Genomic DNA, 17,598 nt, shown 5'->3' with positions numbered 1-17,598 from the left:
GAATTAGGGAAAATTTGTAACATAAAAAAGGAGGGATAAAAAGGATGAGCGCAATAAGATCGAATTGGGTTAATTTTTTAAGACAATATGGTCCTATTCCTCAAAATGACAATATGTATGATGAAACTATACAGTCAATTTTGAGGAAAAATAAAGTTACACCAATTAGAATTGATATGGAATATCTTGAGGAACTAGTTGAAAATTTTAAAAGTGTAAATCCTTATTCAGTGATATTGACTGGTACAGCGGGAGATGGCAAAACCTATTACTGTCGTGAAATTTGGAAAAGACTTGGTGGGTCTGAAGTTAAGTGGGCGGAAAATAATAAGATAGAAGAGTTAGTAGTTAATGATTACAAAGTAATATTTATAAAGGATTTAAGTGAGTTATTGGAAGATGAAAGAGAAATCCTGTCTACAATGGCTGATTCGATTATGGGTATGGAAAATAGAACAGTATTTTTAGTAGCTGCTAATGATGGTCAGTTGCTTGAAACGTGGAAGATGGTTAATCAAACCTATAATGTTATAGATACGAAAAAATGTATTGAGGACCTTTTAGTAGATGGGAAAAAAGAGCAAACAGGCTTTTTAATAAAATTATACAATTTAAGTAAAACTAATTCAGCAAACCTTCTTCCAAAGATAATTACAGAGGTATTAAATAATTCCGGCTGGGAAGAATGTACCAATTGCCCACTTAATAATTCAAATGAAACCCTTTGTCCAATAATTGAAAACAAGAAGAGATTAGAAGAAGAAAATAGCTTAATAACGAAGCGGTTAGTAGACTTATTAACTTTATGTGAAATAAATGAGATACATATGCCACTAAGGCAATTACTACTCTTAGTTTCAAATATGTTACTAGGACATCCAGATGTTAGGGATAAATTATTAAAGTGTAGCGATATCCCAAAAATAAATGAAAACAATACAACTTACCTAGCTAGTATTTACCGTAATATATTCGGAGAAAACCTGTCTGAGAGAAAGAGAAACTCCACAGATATATTTGTAACACTGAATAAATTCGGTATAGGATCAGAAACGAATACGCTTGTAGATAATATACTGATATTTGGAGAAGATGATCAGGAGTATTATGAACTTTACGAACAACTTGTTCTATTAGATCAACAATACGGAGCTGATAAGGTATTTATTTCAGAGAAAAAGGCGTACTTAGAAGGCGATGTTGAAGACAAAGATAATTTTCTAGAAATGCTAAAATCTCAACGGCAAAGATTATTTTTTGTAATTCCTGAGAAGCTAGTAGATAGATTAAAATTGTGGAATTTAACAACATTTCAATATGCAGGAGAATTCCTAGACCAAGTTTACCGAGTCTTAAAAGAAAATCAGAGGGTGAAGCCTCAATACCTTACCCGATTAGTAAGAGGTTTAAACAGAATTACCACTGGTTTATTAGTGCAAAACAATGATCAATTAATCTTGTCTACTTCCGGCAATTACTCTCAAGCCAAAATTAGTAGGGTCTTGGAGGAAATGGTTTCTGTTTCTCCAAAAAGAGGCGAATATATCAAGTTTGATATGGGAGAAGACAAGCAAAGATTAAATTTGGTTGTAAGTTTTGCGAGTGACTTAGAGCCTGTGAGACTTAACTTACAATTAGTAAGGTATGAGTTTATTTCTAGAGTGGCAGAAGGAGCATTACCCGGTAGTTTTTCAAGAGAATGCTACGAGGATATCTTAGCATTTAAGAGTAGATTATTAAAAAAATTAGATGATAGAAGAATAGCGGATGGTGAACTTGAAGAGGCGCAAATTTCCCTTAAACTATTAAAAGTAAATGATAAAGGCATAGTTGAGCATAAGACTTTGGAGGTGTTCTAATGCTAAAAACTCTTCCACGAACATCTAACAATATAAAGTCGGATTTTTGGGTAGATGAAGCAATTTGGGGTCATAGATTATACGATGAACAAACACCGTGGCTTTGTTTAATGGAATTCATGGGAGTATTAAACTCAGAGTGCGAAAGAGAAAGAGCATTTATGGAACAAGAGTATAATACGTTGGCATATAGTCCATATACCAGACTTTATTTAAGGAATATACTTTTTAATAATCCTTTTATGGAAATTGTATATCGTGACTATCAAGCAACCAATGATGAACAAAAAGCTTGGAGTGAATGGATAAAATTAGCTGAACAAAATTTCGGAGGAAGTGATTATCCGAATCTGTCTTACTTAAAGGAAAACTTTGATACCTTCGACAAGTTCTACGAAACAGTTAAATTTCTTCAAAGTAATACTATTGAAGGAGAAAATAATAAAAGATGGAGTTCCCAATTTATCTTTCCATATGGCAAAGAGTGCTTATATGAAGATTTGAGGGTGAATGGGAATAAAGTTCAAAATGATAGAAGGTTCTTTGGAAGAACTGGTGAGCTGTTATACTTAATGCTTTCCCGCTCAACCAAAGGGGAAGAGCTTTTGAGCTTTCTTGAACCAAATATAATCAATTCAAAGTCAATTTATAACAGATTAGCCCAACTATTGCAGCCGAATTATGGAAAGGCTGAAGTGGCAAGAGATTCAACGGGATCCTACCTGCCTTATGAATATTTACCAGAGTACACTAATATGGCTGACGATTGGATAAATATATTTAATAATAAGATTCCGGCATACGATACTATACCACATATAGTAAATATTACGGGGCTGCACATGATTATCTATTTTCTTAATAGATCAAAAGATGTTCTTAATCAGAGCAATAAAACTCAGTTTATTTTAGAAATATTGGCACCTAAAAAAACAATTATTAGGGATCTCGCATCAGATTCCTATATTAACAATAATAACCTTTCTAGACAAGCTTTAGAGCATTATATAAGAAGCATTAAAGAAACAGAGGAATGGAAAAACCTACAAACCTTTCCTGATCCATTTTTTGAAGCGCAAAAGTTATTAAATAGACATTTTTTATGGCCTTCAAATAATGATGATTTATTATCGGAAAATATCGAATCATTGGTAGAAGAGTTAGTGGAAAAAGCAATTGCAAGACATAAACAACACGTTAACAACTTCCATAGGGTGTGGGGAAGAGAAATAGGATTTTCCTCAAGTAGAAATAGTCAACGAATTAGGTATGCACCAACAGACAGTCTCTTAAAAACGTTAGTATTAGCAAATGTACCTGAAAGAATGGAGTTCCAAGACTTTCTGAAAAAGCTTTTTGAAAAGTATGGATTTATCATTGGCGATAAAGAGGCAACAGAGGTTATTAATTCAGGGCAAGCTGATCAAGAAGCTTTCTCGGATAATTCACAAAGGTTAGAACAAAGGCTTTCTAGTATGGGATTACTAAGAAGGTTGTCTGATGCTTGTGCATATGTAGAGAATCCTTTTGCAAAGGATGGTGTATGATGAATCATTTAGAGTTAATTGGAAAAGTAGCCGTTGAATATTTAAAATCTAATATAGAGAGTGAATCCTCTGATGGAACTGCTAGATTTTTATTGGATAGATTGTCCGGTCCGCAGGTATCTGAGATATGTAAAGAAATCTTAAATGATAATTATCTTAAAGACATAATTGATATAAAAATACCGCTAGAACTAGTGGTTGGTAACGATTTACCTGATAGTATTATTACTAGAGAAAGAACGACTAGGTTGCGACATACCCATACTGATAAACCAGTACTGCTGTTGGCAAATAATAACGACGATCAAGGCCAATCGTTAAGAAATATTTATACTATAGGAGCTAATGATTTAAAAGTAAATACTAACCTTTGGATAAAAGTGGTATCGGGTGATTTACCCTCTATAAACGGAAGTGATAGGTTACTAAATATATGGGGAAAAGCCTTAACAGGATTACTTAGTATTAACGATTGTAGCTTAGAAATGTTTAGTAAGTTTATTGTAAGTACCAGAAAAAGTATAGATGAAGATGGGACTTCTCTTATAGAGGCGTTAGGTTGGGCATTACCCGCTTTAAAAATTCCAAGAGATTCCGGTTGTTTCTATAGTATCCCTGACAATCGTTTAACTTATAAAAATAAGTGGGCAGCAGCATTTAAAGAATTAAAAGAAAAGAGAAGTTATTTTCTTCATAAGTTAACCCCGTCTAGAGATGTAATAGAAAATGATCAACTTAAAAATTCCTTTGAAGATGCTAAAGAATACATTCCTGAAGATATACACCCTGCCATATTAAAGTTCATAGAATCTAAGCCCGGATGGAATGAAGAATCTGAGGCTTTAGCAAACTATGAATGGGAACAAGACCATATTGGTACTTTTTTCTCAGGTATAAAAATCTCCAAAAAAACAACTTTAGCCGAGGAAACTAAGGAATTCTTAGAGGATGAGTATTCAGATTTAATTACTGAAGAAGATGAGAGTTATCTAGAGCTATTGGATAAGAGAAAAGCAAGGGAACCAAATGAGGAAGATATAGCATTCTATGAAAAGCAGAGATATCAAATTGAAAACAATAAGAAGTTAAAGGCCAAGTGGGATAAGTTTATTTATGGGAAGCCTATTGAGTGTAGTGACTTCTTAGTTGGGTTTATGCAAGCAATAGAAAGGCTTTTTGCACAATCAGAAGCTTCAAGTGGGAAAAAGGTAATTAAAATCAAAACACAAAAGAGGGATTCAAGAAGTGCTTGGCTAAATATAAATACCGATTTAGGCTTGTATTTTTGTACTAGATATAAGGGGTTGGAGAAGTTAACAAAACCTTTTATAGAATGGGATACTTGTTATCTTTTCGAATACGATAACTTTATAGAAGAGGAAAAGAAAAGGGCAAAAGCGAAAGGAAACCCTTTTAAGCCAAATAACTCCATATCAAAAGGTTCAAGGCAAATTAAATTTTATTTTGAACTATTCTATCAAGATGAACACGGCATAGAACAAGACTGTAAAGTTCAATTGGTTTGGGAAGGTGCAACAAATGCAATTGGGATGGAGCTATTTAATGATTTGAGAAGATTAAAAGAAAATCCTTTTCAACATACGAGTGTAGCAAAAAACCCAATAAGTAAAAAAGGAAAGTTACAAGGAATATCTCTAAACGATATCTATACCTTGCAGGCAGTATATAGGCAAGATAGAGGTTCTCTTGTAGGAGTGTATGAGGTAGATAAAGATATATCAAAGCAGTTCCTTCGGGAATTAGAAAGTTCTAGAGCTGAGGGGAGAGTTAATGAAGCCGGTTATCAGGAAATACTAACCTCTTGGGAGAAGTTTTCTAAAGAGTACACTAATGCTCTCAACCATTGGGTAGAAGAAGGCTTAATAAATGAGTCGCACACTCAACAGTCAATACTATATGGAGAATTATTAAGTAAAATTGCCAAATATGCAAAAGGAGACATTAACCGGATTAATCTCTGGTATCCAATTATTAAATTAGGAGTGGTAGAGGTAAGAGACACGAAACCTTTAGCAATTATACCTCCTTGGAACCCTTTCAGGATGTCTGCTCTTGCGACGAAAATGCAACAAATTAACAATATAATTATTTACTTATTATCATCAAAAGAAATAGACTTTGGAGATTCAAAGCTTTTCTTCAATGAACTCATAAATGATATTGAGCATTCTTATTATCCAGAGATTTGCTTAGGGTTTAATGGGGAAGAAATCCCTGAATTACTATCAATTACAGATTCTCTTTATGATTATAGTCTAATGGAAATGCCAATTGTTAAGGTAACTGATCAAGAAACAAATGAAGATCCAAGAGATGCAAGTGAAAAGCTAACTGGTTTATTAGAGCGATATCTTGAATTGCAACCCCATGAGGGTGCAAACTTAGGCGTCGTATTATACAATTCCGACTCTACAAGATTACCACTCTCAATTGTGGACTCTATCTCGAAATTAAATAGTAAAAATGACAATATAAGGTGTCAAGTGGTATTAAGACATAGAGATACAAATAAACTAAATCAGATATATTCAAAGATGGTTGAAGGATCTGATTCTGACCCTGATATGTTTGTTGCAAGTGAAGTAACAAATGACTTTATGGCAAAGCTTCGTATAGGAGTAATGGCACATCAATCTTCTGTTTCAGAAAAAGAGGAAGGTAAACCTTACGATATAGTGTTTTTACAGGATGTAATATCCAGACAATCTAATTTTGAGTGGACTAAAGTAGAGACAACTTATAATCCAAGTAATCTAGAGTTATTTCCGGCTAGATGGTCACGACGTCGGCCATCAGCAAAAGATGAATTAAAATCTACTACTTATCTAGTATGCCCTAGTCAGCTAGCCGAGGGATGGCAGTATTTAAGTTTTATTAGAAGTATATCTGAAAGTGTGGATGAAGAATCAGAAGGGTATTTTTTACCAGCAAGGCAAATTACCTTTCAAAACAGTGAAACTAAAAATGTGTTTGAAGAGTCTCATAAACTTGGCGAGTGGGTAGCAAATTATGATGAGCTACTAGATAGAAGACTTTTAAAAAGCCAAGGCGTCAATGTAATAAAATACCAACATAATAAGACTAATGGTCCAAACCTAGTTGTTTCTACAACAACATCTCTTAAACTCTTAAAAATAATATTAAAAAGAAAATTTAAGGCATTAAATTTAGGTATCAATGATGAAGATATCGATTGGTTAACCGACTTTTTTATAAATGAAGCTAATGAGTTATCAGGTGATATTGTTTTAAGAGCAGCAAAAATAGGACGATATGCCAGTGAGTTAATGGGGGTAGTCCTTAGTAAGTTAATTACCAAAGAAGAGGTTGAAGAAGAGGAAAGCATTGGCTGGTATTTTCTTGATGACTATGCAAGCTGGTTAGGCAAAAAAGAAGAGCAGATTGCCGACATACTTGCTCTTAGTCCATTTGAGAAGGATGGGAAATACTACTTAAAACTGATGGTTACGGAGGCCAAGTTTGTAGATATTAAAAACCTATCGAATTCCAAGAAAACCTCAAAAAAACAACTTATAGATACAGTCTTGAGAATAAATGAGGCATTATTCGGTGTACCTAGTCGCCTTGATAGAGACTTATGGTTGTCCAAAATAAGTGATTTACTTGTAGAAGGGACAATTTTTATGCAAAACTCTACAATATCTATTGAAAAATGGAGAGAATTAATTAGAACAGGTAAAGTAGAAATAGAAATAAAAGGATACTCACATGTTTTTGTACCAACAAGTGATGGCACAGATACTATAGAGAGTGAGCAAGTAAAAATAACTGATATAGAAAACTGTTACCAAGAAGTATATTCAAGGGAGTCTGTAAGGGGATTAATTCTATCACTCTTAGAAAAGAAACCGTTATTTACAGTAAGGTCGCAATTTTCAAATGAAGTAACATGGAAGAAATTCAGTCCTTCATTACCTACGGACAATCAGAATTCTGAACAAAGTCAGTTAAGTGAAACACAAGAAGTAACTGACCATACGATCAGTAGTAAGAATAATGATACAAATGAAGGTAAAGAAGAAAGCAATCCAAGTAATAAAGAAGAAGAACAGCAACAACCTATTGTTACCAAGACTAAGCTTACTGGAGAAAGTAGCAACAGCCTTCAGGGTTGGATAGTTAACAATACCAATGAAGAAAATCATAGTTTATCGGATCAAGAATGGTTAACTAATGTAGTTAATTCTTTAAAATCAGCATTGGCAACCTATAACCTGCAAGGGAAGGTTTTGGAATCTAGATTAACACCAAATGCTGCTATTATTAAGTTGAAAGGCTCTGATCGATTAAGAGTAGAGGATATTGAAAAAAAGAAATCACAACTTTTAACCACACACGCTTTAAATATTATTAATGTACTACCCCAGCCCGGTGAAATAGTTGTGTTTGTAGAAAGACCAGAAAGAGAAACTATATCATTAGCGAATGTTTGGAATAAAAGAAGCTTGAAAAATGATGTACACGATACCAATTTAAATTTTGTTATGGGTATAAAAGAAGTTGATGGAGAGTTGCTCTATTTAAATCTAGGTGGACCATTTGGTGGCCTAGAACAACACGCCCCTCATACGCTAATTGCAGGGGAAACAGGTAGTGGTAAATCGGTATTAATCCAAACGTTGATACTTGATATATGCGCCACAAACTCAGTTAAAACAGCTAAGATATACCTGATTGACCCGAAATACGGAGTTGATTATCAGAATCTTGAAGAACTACCGCATTTAAGTGAAGGCATTGTTATAGATCAGCAGCGAGCATCAGAAATTTTAGAAGAGCTTGTAAATGAGATGGAAAATAGGTATTTGAGGTTTAGAGAATATAAAGTACCAAACCTTAAAGAATACAACGAAAAAGTCCCTGAAGAGTCAAAATTACCTTTCATTTTTCTTATTCATGATGAGTTCGCAGATTGGATGTTAATTGATGAGTATAAGAGTACTGTGTCTTCAACAGTCCAAAGGTTAGGGGTAAAAGCAAGAGCAGCAGGAATTCATCTAATATTCGCTGCACAAAGACCAGATAAAGATGCGCTACCAATGCAACTAAGAGATAATTTAGGGAATAGACTTATATTGAAAGTTGGAAGTTCAGGTACATCTGAGATTGCATTAGGGGAAAAAGGTGCCGAGAATTTATTAGGAAAAGGACATTTAGCAGCTAGATTGTCAGGAGAACCAAATTTGATTTATGCACAAGTACCTTTTATATCAAGTAACGAAATCTATAATGTAACTCAATTCATTAAAAATAAAGAATAAAAATAAAGAAGATGGCTAAAGTTTATTCGCCATCTTCTTTATTTTCTTCACGTAATTGTCTCCGTTTATTTTCATAATCCTCTTCCGTCGCGTGCTTCCACTGTGCATCAAGAATCAATTCAGACCATTTCGTATCAGAAAGATCAGATTGTTTATATAGCTTTAATAACATGTATTTTAATTGGTGTTCTGTGTATAATCCGTCATAGTAATTTAAATATAATTGCTCTAGGCTCTTCTTTAATTTTAACTCCATAAATAACCTCTATTCTATTTCTTTGGCATTGTTGGTTTTACAGTATTCAGATTACTACCAAAGTCATACGGTTGTGAATAAAGTACTTTTCCACATTTTAGGAATTCAACATCACAAACTCTATCGTACAAAATTTTTTTTTGGCTTTTTAGAATTCTAGGAGGTTCCTCTATATTCTTAACTGCTAAAATACCACCACATATACAGATCATACTAAATCCACCTTTTCTCTATAGGTAAGATATCTCTTATAATACATTTTACTATAAGATGTTTTATGAAAAAAGTGGACCTAGTACTTCTAACAAGAGAAGTCATCAAGGAGGAAATATTAGAATCACACAACTCAGACTCATCAAACATATCGAAGAAAAATGAAATAATGAGTACAAATGAATAGAAAATATCCACTACAGAAGAATTTATCTTTTAGTAGTACTTGCTAATTGTGATTATGATATTGCTAAATAAAGGGCAGTATGAACAAATGAATTAATAAATGTTTGAAAAATAAAGGTTGCTATTATTTATTAAGAAAACACCATTACACTAAAATATATTTAAGAGACAGAGTGCGAAAATAGATATTATCGCACTCTTATTTTATTTCGTTACATAAATTGTCTGTTATGCAATAAAACCTTTTAACGAAATGCACAAGGTAAAGAGAGTACACTAAAATGGAGAACTTTTTAAGATGAAATGCACTGATAATACATATGTTAGGGGGAAATCCAGAATAATTGCTAACAGCCGATGTACATAAGGTAAAGAGAGTACACCAAAATGGAGAACTTTTTAAGATAAATGCGCTGATAAGAGAGATCTTAGGGGAAAACCTATTATAAATGCTATCAGCCGGATGTTTATAAGGTAAGAGAGTACACCGAAATGGAGAACTTTTTAAGAGAAAATGTACAAAAAGAGTACTTCATGGATAAAAAACCGTTCAACTACTACCAGCCAGCGAGGTGTTTACAAGGCAAGAGAGTACACCAAAATGGAGAACTTTTTAGGAGGAAGTATATACAAAAGCCAGTTATTCATAAGACTAGAATAACTGGCTTTTATCGATTTGCTTCTTATTAGCATTGTAAAGAAGGAGTTTACCGTTGGATATTTCATCTATAGCAGCGAATACTATATTGTCTATATCCATTCCGTTATTATCAACTATTTCTCTCGTTATCTTATTGGTATTTACTTTCTTTGTTTTCCTAATGACATCATTAAATAGTTCTTCTTTTCTTTCATACAATGCCAAGATCTTTGCATTGTACTTGAACCGGCCATTTGCTGTAGGAATTGTATAATAAGCCAACCTCTCCATGTCTTTTACGCTTCCTTCTCTAATAAATACAGGAATAAAGTATTGTTCGTATTTATCTTCTGAATCCTGATAGTATCTAAACAAAAAATCCGGAATGAAGTTTAGATTGTTTGTCGATATGCCAAGAGTTGGATAAAAGTGTTTAGCGACAACCATAAACTTTAAATTTTTCCAATTTGGTTTCAACCCTGCCTTAATTAAAGTGATAAATGCTTTTTTGTAAACTTCATAGGTATATGATTTTATGTTATTGATCAGTTCTAGATATACTGCTTCAAAAACTGTGTAAAATCTTTTCATACCGGTAACATAAACCTCAATTTTCCAGTTATTGTAGTCGTTCATATGAGCAATTTCATGTTTTAAGTTGGCAATACGAATGTCTTTGTTGCTATGGATGTTCTTGGTTATTACCACGTCACTATCATCCATTAAAGCGAAGATGACTTTGTGGTTATGCTCCCTATCGCTCTTAGCCAACTGTTCATAGCGATACAATTTTCCTTCGATAGATTTAACATCATGCTTTTCGATTATAGTATTGGTATGATCACGTTTAGTTTTTATTTTTTCATTTCCACTATCCACTTCAATATATATAAAAGTGCCTTTCACTTTAAAAATCCAGTCCGGCTTTAACCCCGATTTATCAATAAGGTGTCCTTTTCCGAAATGTTCTTTTATATGTTCAAAGTCTTGTGGGACGAACGATTGGACTACGCCGGTGTTTTTGAATTTCTCAATATCATCCGAGCTGTATTTTGATTTAAAAGGGGGGATAAAGTCACTGCCGAAGTTTTGGTTTTTGAATATAATGGCAGTCTGCTCTAATTCATCCTCGTTATCTCCTTCTCTGAATGGGATGATGTATTTTCCTCCATCAGCAATATAGAAAGGGTCAATATCGCTAACATTCCTTAAAACTTCAATGACGGATTGTTTAATAGCAAGGGTGTGATCTAAATTGCTTTTTGCTTGGTATTTCAACTTTTCGTCCTCGTTTAAGTAACCGAGTTTTTTAAGGATGCTTTGGCCGGCAAGAGTTAATTCAATGATTGCTAACTCATAGCCGTTCTCCATTTTAACTTTTCTTTTGTTAATAATATTAGCATCGTTCCAGCGACTCATTTTTCTTCGGAAAGCTGCATCACTAATATTGGTGAAGAACGAATAAAACTCGTAAAGTTGTGGCTGTGATAGGATGCTCTGTTCATTCAAGAATAGCAGCGTGTATACATCTCTCCTTTCTAATTGAATACGGTGTCTTTGTGATTTTGTTAAATAGTAATAGATTTTCATTTCTCTAGACTCCTATTTTTTTTTGCAATACAAAGGCACATTCTCCATGAAGAAAAAGCGCCATCAGATTATCTATTGTTTTTTTCCTATTAAGTTAGCAGAAGCCGCTTATACTGCTCCCCTGATATTTCTAAAATAAAAAACCCAACCTCATACTTAAACGTAACAGGAGATATAATCGTTTAAGTATTATGATGGGGTTTTCCCTTAAAGGTAGATGGCTTTAAAGCTACTTGGAAACTAAATGAATTATGGCCATTATCGTATATAAAATACGCATATGTTTAGGTTAAAGTAGTGTTAAGCTTATATTTTTCTTTACTTATAACGTCTTTCGTAGAGGTTTTATTCTTTAACATACTTATATCTTGCTTATCTGCTACACCAGCCCAATATATCTTTACATAGGTGAATATCGATATGAACAGTTGTAATTTTAGCGACGATGAAACGATCATCAGGGCAATCAAAGAAATTGAAAAAGGGTTAACAGAAAAGGAAGTTCAGAAAAAATTCAATTTGTCAGAAGATGATTTAGAACTAATAGAATTTGTTATGAACGATTTCTAAATACATCCATAGCCAACCATTTTGCTTATCTTCATTGCTCAGAGAAAGAGTGTCGGTAAAAGACCTTTAATTATCTGAATACGGGTAGTTATTTTCTTATATAGTCGGCATTAAAAGGTATTGTCTGTACCGAGCGAGAACCGTTGAAAAGACTAGGTTTGAAGTAAATCTAAGTATACACGTTGAACGGACACCCTCAACGCGTATACTCTAACGTGCATAGTTACGACTGATTTGCATAATCCTCTTGCTCTTGCCAATCCTTATGGTGCATTTCTAAAAACACTTCAAGTGCTTTGTTAACCACGAATTTTTTTTCTAGTCCACTGGAATTAATAAAGCTGTCTAATTGCGACATAACAGCATCTAAGACTGGAACATTCAATTGCTTGGTAGTGTTGTCCTTATTTTTGAAACGAGCGTTCTCCAAATGTAGTTTGCCAAACATTTTATATTTAGTATCTTCATCATCTGAATCCTCGCTATGAGAATTTCGATTTATATAATCATCTGCAATAATTTTAAGTGCATTAATTTGCTCTTCAGAGAATGAAGTGATGTTCTGGTTAGTTTCATTTATCTGGTCTTTTTCACTGATGTCCCAAAAATTTTGATCTAACATGCTCTCATCAATGTTGGTGAAGTCCCACTTTTTCGATGATTTATCGGCTCCAGCAATCCTTAAACGTCTATAAACAGTAGAGCCTGAAGTGTAATTTTTCATTGCTCCGATCTCAAGATCCGTTTTCCCAGCTTTTATGAGTGAAATGATGTCTCTCAAGGATGCATTATCAATGTCTATTTCCACTTTGTTTTTCCCCTCCTTTCACTTAAAGGTAAAAACATTTTAGCTTGGAATTAAGCCTATTCGAAGAGCAGGAATAAAAAATATTGGCTTAAATTCAAATTTAGGTTGAACTATTATTGAGTTATATTTAAATCAAATAGAAAATAATCGTTTCTAATTCACTTCATTAAGACTCAGTTTAATTTCATTTAAGTTATAGCTAACTTTAATTAGAGTTGATGTTTAACAAGTGTTTCAGGTAGTTAATAAATTCTATCGGAACGATAATTTACTTAAAAGTAAAATTTTCAAAGGACTTACGGATCTATCAATATGGAATTATTTGTTGAATTCCCTTCCTATTCATCAATAAGGGAGAGAGTATTTTAGTTTCGCACTGCCACAGAAAATCAGTTATACATTCAAACTTTCTTTAGACTTTGTAAAGTCTAAAGCAGATAAGACATCGATTGGATTGATATTCAAAAATCCCCTTTCTAAAAGTTGCAATGTCACCAATTGTGTATTGCAAAATAAAAGTGCAGAGTATTGCAAGCTGATTTGTCGTTGCGACTTTACATGGAGTGGTGGGCATGATAGCCTTTCGTGGCAAAGCCAGCCCTTGATCTTGCTGGCTTCTTGGCTTGAGACTCATGCCCGCAGAGGCTCCATGTCAAGTTGCAACATTGTGTAGTTGCAATTGCAATACTATGTATTCTTTCTTTGCAAAATACACCAATTCTATGCGATATACTAGAAATAGTGATTTCATCTGAGGATATTTTCTTCTAAAACAAAATTGGGAGGATTTTGAATGGGTGTAAAAACAAAGGGTTTCGACGATTTCAACAAACGGTTAAAGCAAATGGGTAATAAAGCAAAAGAATTGGAAAAAGGAACAACAGTAAGCTTTACAGACTTATTTAACGACCGGTTCATGCAGATACATACTAAATTTAATAATATTGATGAATTCTTTGATAAGAGTCCTTTTGAGATTCAGACTGAAGAAGACTTTGATAAAATTAATGAAAGTGAGCTTGATGAGTACGTACGAAACCATAGTAGATTTTCCGGATGGGAAGATATGAAAGGGAAAGCTGGTCAAGAGTGGGTTGCGAAGCAATTAGGATTTTAAATACTTTTTGAAGGGGGTAGCTGAAAAGCGCTCCTTTTTAGATATTTAGAAAAGTTATACTTAGGAGCATCAAATGACAACGCTCTATTACTCTATTGGTGAAACCAGTAGCTGAAGTCCATTTCTTACCCCGTAATCCCATGGTTTGACGAAGGGATAGGTACCGCGTTTGGCAGAATAAATAATCGTTCTTGTAATGGCATAATTGCATGATTATTATCAACATAGCAGCCATGTTGATAAGTAGCTGGATGTATCGTTACTTTTCTGCAGTATCGTTAAAGAACTTGAATTTCATTGTTGATCCTCCTAGTTACGGTTAAGGAATACATTTTCTGTTATGTAAATTAGGGGAATGAGGGAACTTTAGGATTCTCTCATTCCCTTGTTTTTGAGTAGGGATATCAATAGTTTACAGTATTTTAGGGAGGTTAGGACCTTAATTGCTATCATTTTTCAATAGAGCAGGATTTACTAGGATCATTCCCTTGTTTCCGTATTTACCGCCTTTTACTTGTTTAATATAAGAGTGATATTCAAGCAGGTCATAAGCACGTGAAAACCGATCTTTGCCTTGAATCCTCTTTTTCGTTTTCTGATGAATTGTCTGTTTATCGACTACTAGTTTTTTCTCATTTAAGATTTTATCACGTAAATAAATTGCATCATTGAATGTATCATTGCGTTTCATCACCCCAAATACCTTTTGTGCATGAGTAATGAAGTAATCTTCTAGCAAAAAGGCCTTTTTGCAAATGTCCAGACTGACTTCGGATGTTATTTCCTCCAGATTAGAAGAATCAGCTGAATGAGCAACATGCAATAACCCAGCTACCCGTAAAATCTGGCCAACCAATTTACTTCCCCAAAACCTTAGATGACCTTCGAAAATGCCATTGTCTCTGAACTCTTTTTCAATATCCATAATGAGATCTTTTAAAATGTTTATAGAGTCTTCACTTAACCGTAAGCAAATTGTTTCGTTCGGCGTAAACATCAGCAGCTTTCTAATCAATTCTTGATATGCCCTAGAAATTTCGACTGCTGTTGAAGGAGGAAAAGGCTCACGGAAGCCTTGATTATCGTTTGGCATAGAAAATAGAAACCTTGCAGGTATTCCTCTTTCATGAACGTAGGATGGGAAATTTTGAACTACTGTTGGCTGCGCTACGATGCAGATGGTCAATAACGGCTCAGTTAAAATTTCCCCCGGTCGTGAAACTCGGCCTACTTGGAGGTGATCTCCACTATATCCTTTAAGATAAACATCATGCTTTCCTTTTTCAGCTGGATCATTAAATTTAATAAATAAGTCACCTTCGGGGGACATAATAGAAATTTTTTCGTTATTCTTCTTTAATTCTATAACCAAATTTTCGGAAGTTTCATTATCGACCGTTAGTTTAGGCGCTGAAAGCTCTGGATGTTTTTGCAGTTCGTCGCTGATGGCTTCAATTTCTTGTAGTAATTCAGGATTATTCGTTTTTGCATAATCGGTTTGAAGTTTATCAATCCTTTTTTCGAGAGCCTGCCTCTTTAATTTCCTTTTTTCGATTTTTGGTTCCATCTCTTCATAAAGTTCTTGGGCATATTTATATAAAACTTTCGTCATAGCATTATAAACAGCTGATTTCCTTAATCCCGAAGGTAAAAGTGTTGCTGTATACGTATTTAATGGTTCCTTCCAACCTGTTTTTGGTTCAATTGCGAATTTCTTACTTAATGCAGTCGATAACACTCCAATGCAAACCATCGCCGCTAAATCGATTGGAGTTTGAGTATCGATAGCCACTGCTTTCACCATATTTTGAATGGTGGCTGGAAAAATTTCGATTGGAAATGGAATTGTATCATACTCATCAAAAGTTACAGGCATTGACCATTCCTCTTCACTGGATTGCCGAGGTTGTTTTACAATCCCTGTTTCAATTGATTTCATAACGTCATTGTACAGTTCGTCATTTCCTGCGGTTACTTTTCTGTTAGCACGCATAGAAAGCTTTTCCTCTTTAGTTAATTCCTTTTTTGGGTTGTTGCGAGAGTTTTCGTTTGTCATTGTTATTTGTTCCCTTCTTAAAATTTATTAATATTGGTTAAAGCTGTAACACGATACCATCTGTTTTCTCTCATTCGAACCCCTTTAGTAAATTTTTTTATTTTTGTTTGAAAATAAGTAAACAGGTTCCTAATTACCCTTATTGTTAATAATGCTAGTTACAGTAAGGGGAAAAGTTAGGGGAGAAGAATTTTTGATGATTCCCTAAATACCTTAAAAGTAATATCAGAGAGGATGTGGATTTGACCACGGTAGTATAGACAGGTTTGTAAAAGAAAAAGACCTAAATCATGGATGGAACAAACCCATGATTTAGGTCTTTTTTAAGATCAGAGCAATAAATATTAATCTCTATTGTAAGAGTGAACTAAGGTGTATAAAGCCTTTTTTTGATCATCAGTTAATGAGGCAATCCAATTTATTAAGTCACTTTCTAAGTCTTGCATAGGCTCACCAGCATTGTAATGAATCCAAAAATCCTTTGCTTTGTCTTGTGAAAGAAATTCTAATTTCCAAAAAAAATTACTTAAAGAAATACCTAGTTTTTCACAGATGGTAGCAATCATTGATAAAGAAAGTTCTTGAGTGCCATTTTCTATTCTAGATAATGATGACTGGGATAGCTTGATTTGTTTAGCGAAATCACTCATAGTTATCTCTTTTTCCAGTCTCAATTTTTTTATTAATTTTCCAACCGCTATATTGATCATAAGTTCTGCCTCGAATAAAGTTATTTTCCTTAATCGTATATTTTTTTGGTTTTACATTCAAGACGTACCATAGTATAATTGCGTTTGATGAAATAAATATTCATTTTACGCAAATATACATGTTTAAGGAGTTGTTCCACGTTGATTGACGGCTTTCAAAAGGTAGTAAACAAGTTAATTGAAGAAAGACTCGAACAAATTATCACAAGTGATGAGTATGTGATGTATTCAGAATTACTCCATAAAGATCTAGATGAAAAACTTGCCCAATTTGGGAAGTTTGAGGATGAAACAAAAAAAGATGAATTTATTGATGATATTAGAGCTAACATTTTTGAGCAGGTACATATCCAAACGAAATTAGCATATCGCACTGCTTTTAATGATGCCCTCGTGTTTGCAATAAACACCTTAGTAAATCCGCAGAAAATGTTTTAATGGGAGGCTTATCTTTGGCATATTCTAAACATTTAGGATTTATTCAAGTGGACTTATATAGAATTACAGAAATATATCAGGATCCTCGTACCGATATTTATGATGAACTTTTAATGGATATAATAACCCTCCTTGCAAAGTACGAGGTTGTAACTGAAAACTTTATTTTTGACTTTACTAGTAGTGAAGATTGCGACAAAAAGGATATTTTTCACCTGTCACTTATAAAGGCAGGAAAGAGAATAGAGAAGGAAAATAACAGCTGAAAAAAGCAGTATATTCGCTATTAAAGGTGAGCGCTAGGG

Annotated in this window: 12 protein-coding genes; 7 read left to right on the top strand and 5 right to left on the bottom strand. The window is 33.8% G+C overall.

Going from position 1 to position 17,598, the window contains the following annotated elements; translation table 11 throughout:
• Nucleotides 1–44 precede the first annotated feature (44 nt).
• Genes HHU08_RS24595 through HHU08_RS24585 form a run of 3 tightly spaced genes read left to right on the top strand, consistent with a single transcriptional unit; the run spans nucleotide 45 to nucleotide 8,709 of the window.
• A complete protein-coding gene (locus HHU08_RS24595) occupies nucleotides 45–1,859 on the top strand; it encodes a hypothetical protein (RefSeq protein WP_019154259.1) in 1,815 nt (604 codons plus the stop codon).
• A complete protein-coding gene (locus HHU08_RS24590; protein ID WP_169189572.1) occupies nucleotides 1,859–3,406 on the top strand; it encodes a hypothetical protein in 1,548 nt (515 codons plus the stop codon). Before HHU08_RS24595 ends, HHU08_RS24590 begins: the two co-directional genes overlap by 1 nt.
• The gene (locus HHU08_RS24585) at nucleotides 3,403–8,709 is read left to right on the top strand and encodes an FtsK/SpoIIIE domain-containing protein (protein ID WP_235678897.1); all 5,307 of its coding nucleotides are present in this window, start codon (nucleotides 3,403–3,405) and stop codon (nucleotides 8,707–8,709) included. Before HHU08_RS24590 ends, HHU08_RS24585 begins: the two co-directional genes overlap by 4 nt.
• A gap of 22 nt (nucleotides 8,710–8,731) precedes the next feature.
• Here the strand turns inward: HHU08_RS24585 and HHU08_RS24580 are convergent, their stop codons facing one another.
• Together HHU08_RS24580 and HHU08_RS24575 are read right to left on the bottom strand one after the other, a co-directional pair.
• Nucleotides 8,732–8,965 carry a hypothetical protein gene (locus HHU08_RS24580; RefSeq protein ID WP_169189571.1) on the bottom strand — a complete coding sequence of 78 codons (234 nt, stop codon included), beginning with the start codon at nucleotides 8,963–8,965 and terminating at the stop codon, nucleotides 8,732–8,734.
• A 1,051-nt stretch (nucleotides 8,966–10,016) separates the two neighbouring features.
• On the bottom strand, nucleotides 10,017–11,594 hold the full coding sequence (locus HHU08_RS24575) for a hypothetical protein (protein WP_169189570.1): 1,578 nt from the start codon (nucleotides 11,592–11,594) through the stop codon (nucleotides 10,017–10,019).
• 420 nt (nucleotides 11,595–12,014) lie between these two features.
• Here HHU08_RS24575 and HHU08_RS24570 point away from each other — a divergent pair, with 420 nt between their 5' ends.
• Entirely contained in the window at nucleotides 12,015–12,164 is a 150-nt protein-coding gene (locus HHU08_RS24570; protein ID WP_169189569.1) for a hypothetical protein, read from the top strand.
• Nucleotides 12,165–12,387: 223 nt separating this feature from the next.
• Here HHU08_RS24570 and HHU08_RS24565 read toward each other — a convergent pair whose 3' ends face one another.
• Nucleotides 12,388–12,972, bottom strand: a complete 585-nt coding sequence (locus tag HHU08_RS24565) for a hypothetical protein (RefSeq protein WP_169189568.1) — start codon at nucleotides 12,970–12,972, stop codon at nucleotides 12,388–12,390.
• A gap of 793 nt (nucleotides 12,973–13,765) precedes the next feature.
• Between HHU08_RS24565 and HHU08_RS24560 the strand changes: the two genes are divergently transcribed.
• Nucleotides 13,766–14,089: a hypothetical protein gene (locus HHU08_RS24560; protein ID WP_169189567.1), complete on the top strand. Its 324-nt coding sequence runs from the start codon at nucleotides 13,766–13,768 to the stop codon at nucleotides 14,087–14,089.
• Between the two features lie 439 nt (nucleotides 14,090–14,528).
• Here the strand turns inward: HHU08_RS24560 and HHU08_RS24555 are convergent, their stop codons facing one another.
• Nucleotides 14,529–16,145, bottom strand: coding sequence for a YfjI family protein (locus HHU08_RS24555; protein ID WP_169189566.1), 1,617 nt, complete (start codon nucleotides 16,143–16,145; stop codon nucleotides 14,529–14,531).
• 344 nt (nucleotides 16,146–16,489) lie between these two features.
• Nucleotides 16,490–16,855 carry a helix-turn-helix domain-containing protein gene (locus HHU08_RS24550; RefSeq protein WP_169189565.1) on the bottom strand — a complete coding sequence of 122 codons (366 nt, stop codon included), beginning with the start codon at nucleotides 16,853–16,855 and terminating at the stop codon, nucleotides 16,490–16,492.
• A 141-nt stretch (nucleotides 16,856–16,996) separates the two neighbouring features.
• Between HHU08_RS24550 and HHU08_RS24545 the strand changes: the two genes are divergently transcribed.
• Together HHU08_RS24545 and HHU08_RS24540 are read left to right on the top strand one after the other, a co-directional pair.
• The gene (locus HHU08_RS24545; RefSeq protein ID WP_169189564.1) at nucleotides 16,997–17,293 is read left to right on the top strand and encodes a hypothetical protein; all 297 of its coding nucleotides are present in this window, start codon (nucleotides 16,997–16,999) and stop codon (nucleotides 17,291–17,293) included.
• Nucleotides 17,294–17,307: 14 nt separating this feature from the next.
• Nucleotides 17,308–17,559, top strand: a complete 252-nt coding sequence (locus HHU08_RS24540; protein ID WP_169189563.1) for a hypothetical protein — start codon at nucleotides 17,308–17,310, stop codon at nucleotides 17,557–17,559.
• Nucleotides 17,560–17,598: the final 39 nt, after the last annotated feature.

It is taken from the genome of Niallia alba (assembly GCF_012933555.1).
Lineage (GTDB): Bacteria > Bacillota > Bacilli > Bacillales > Cytobacillaceae > Niallia > Niallia alba.
This window is presented reverse-complemented; position numbering and strand designations above follow the sequence as displayed.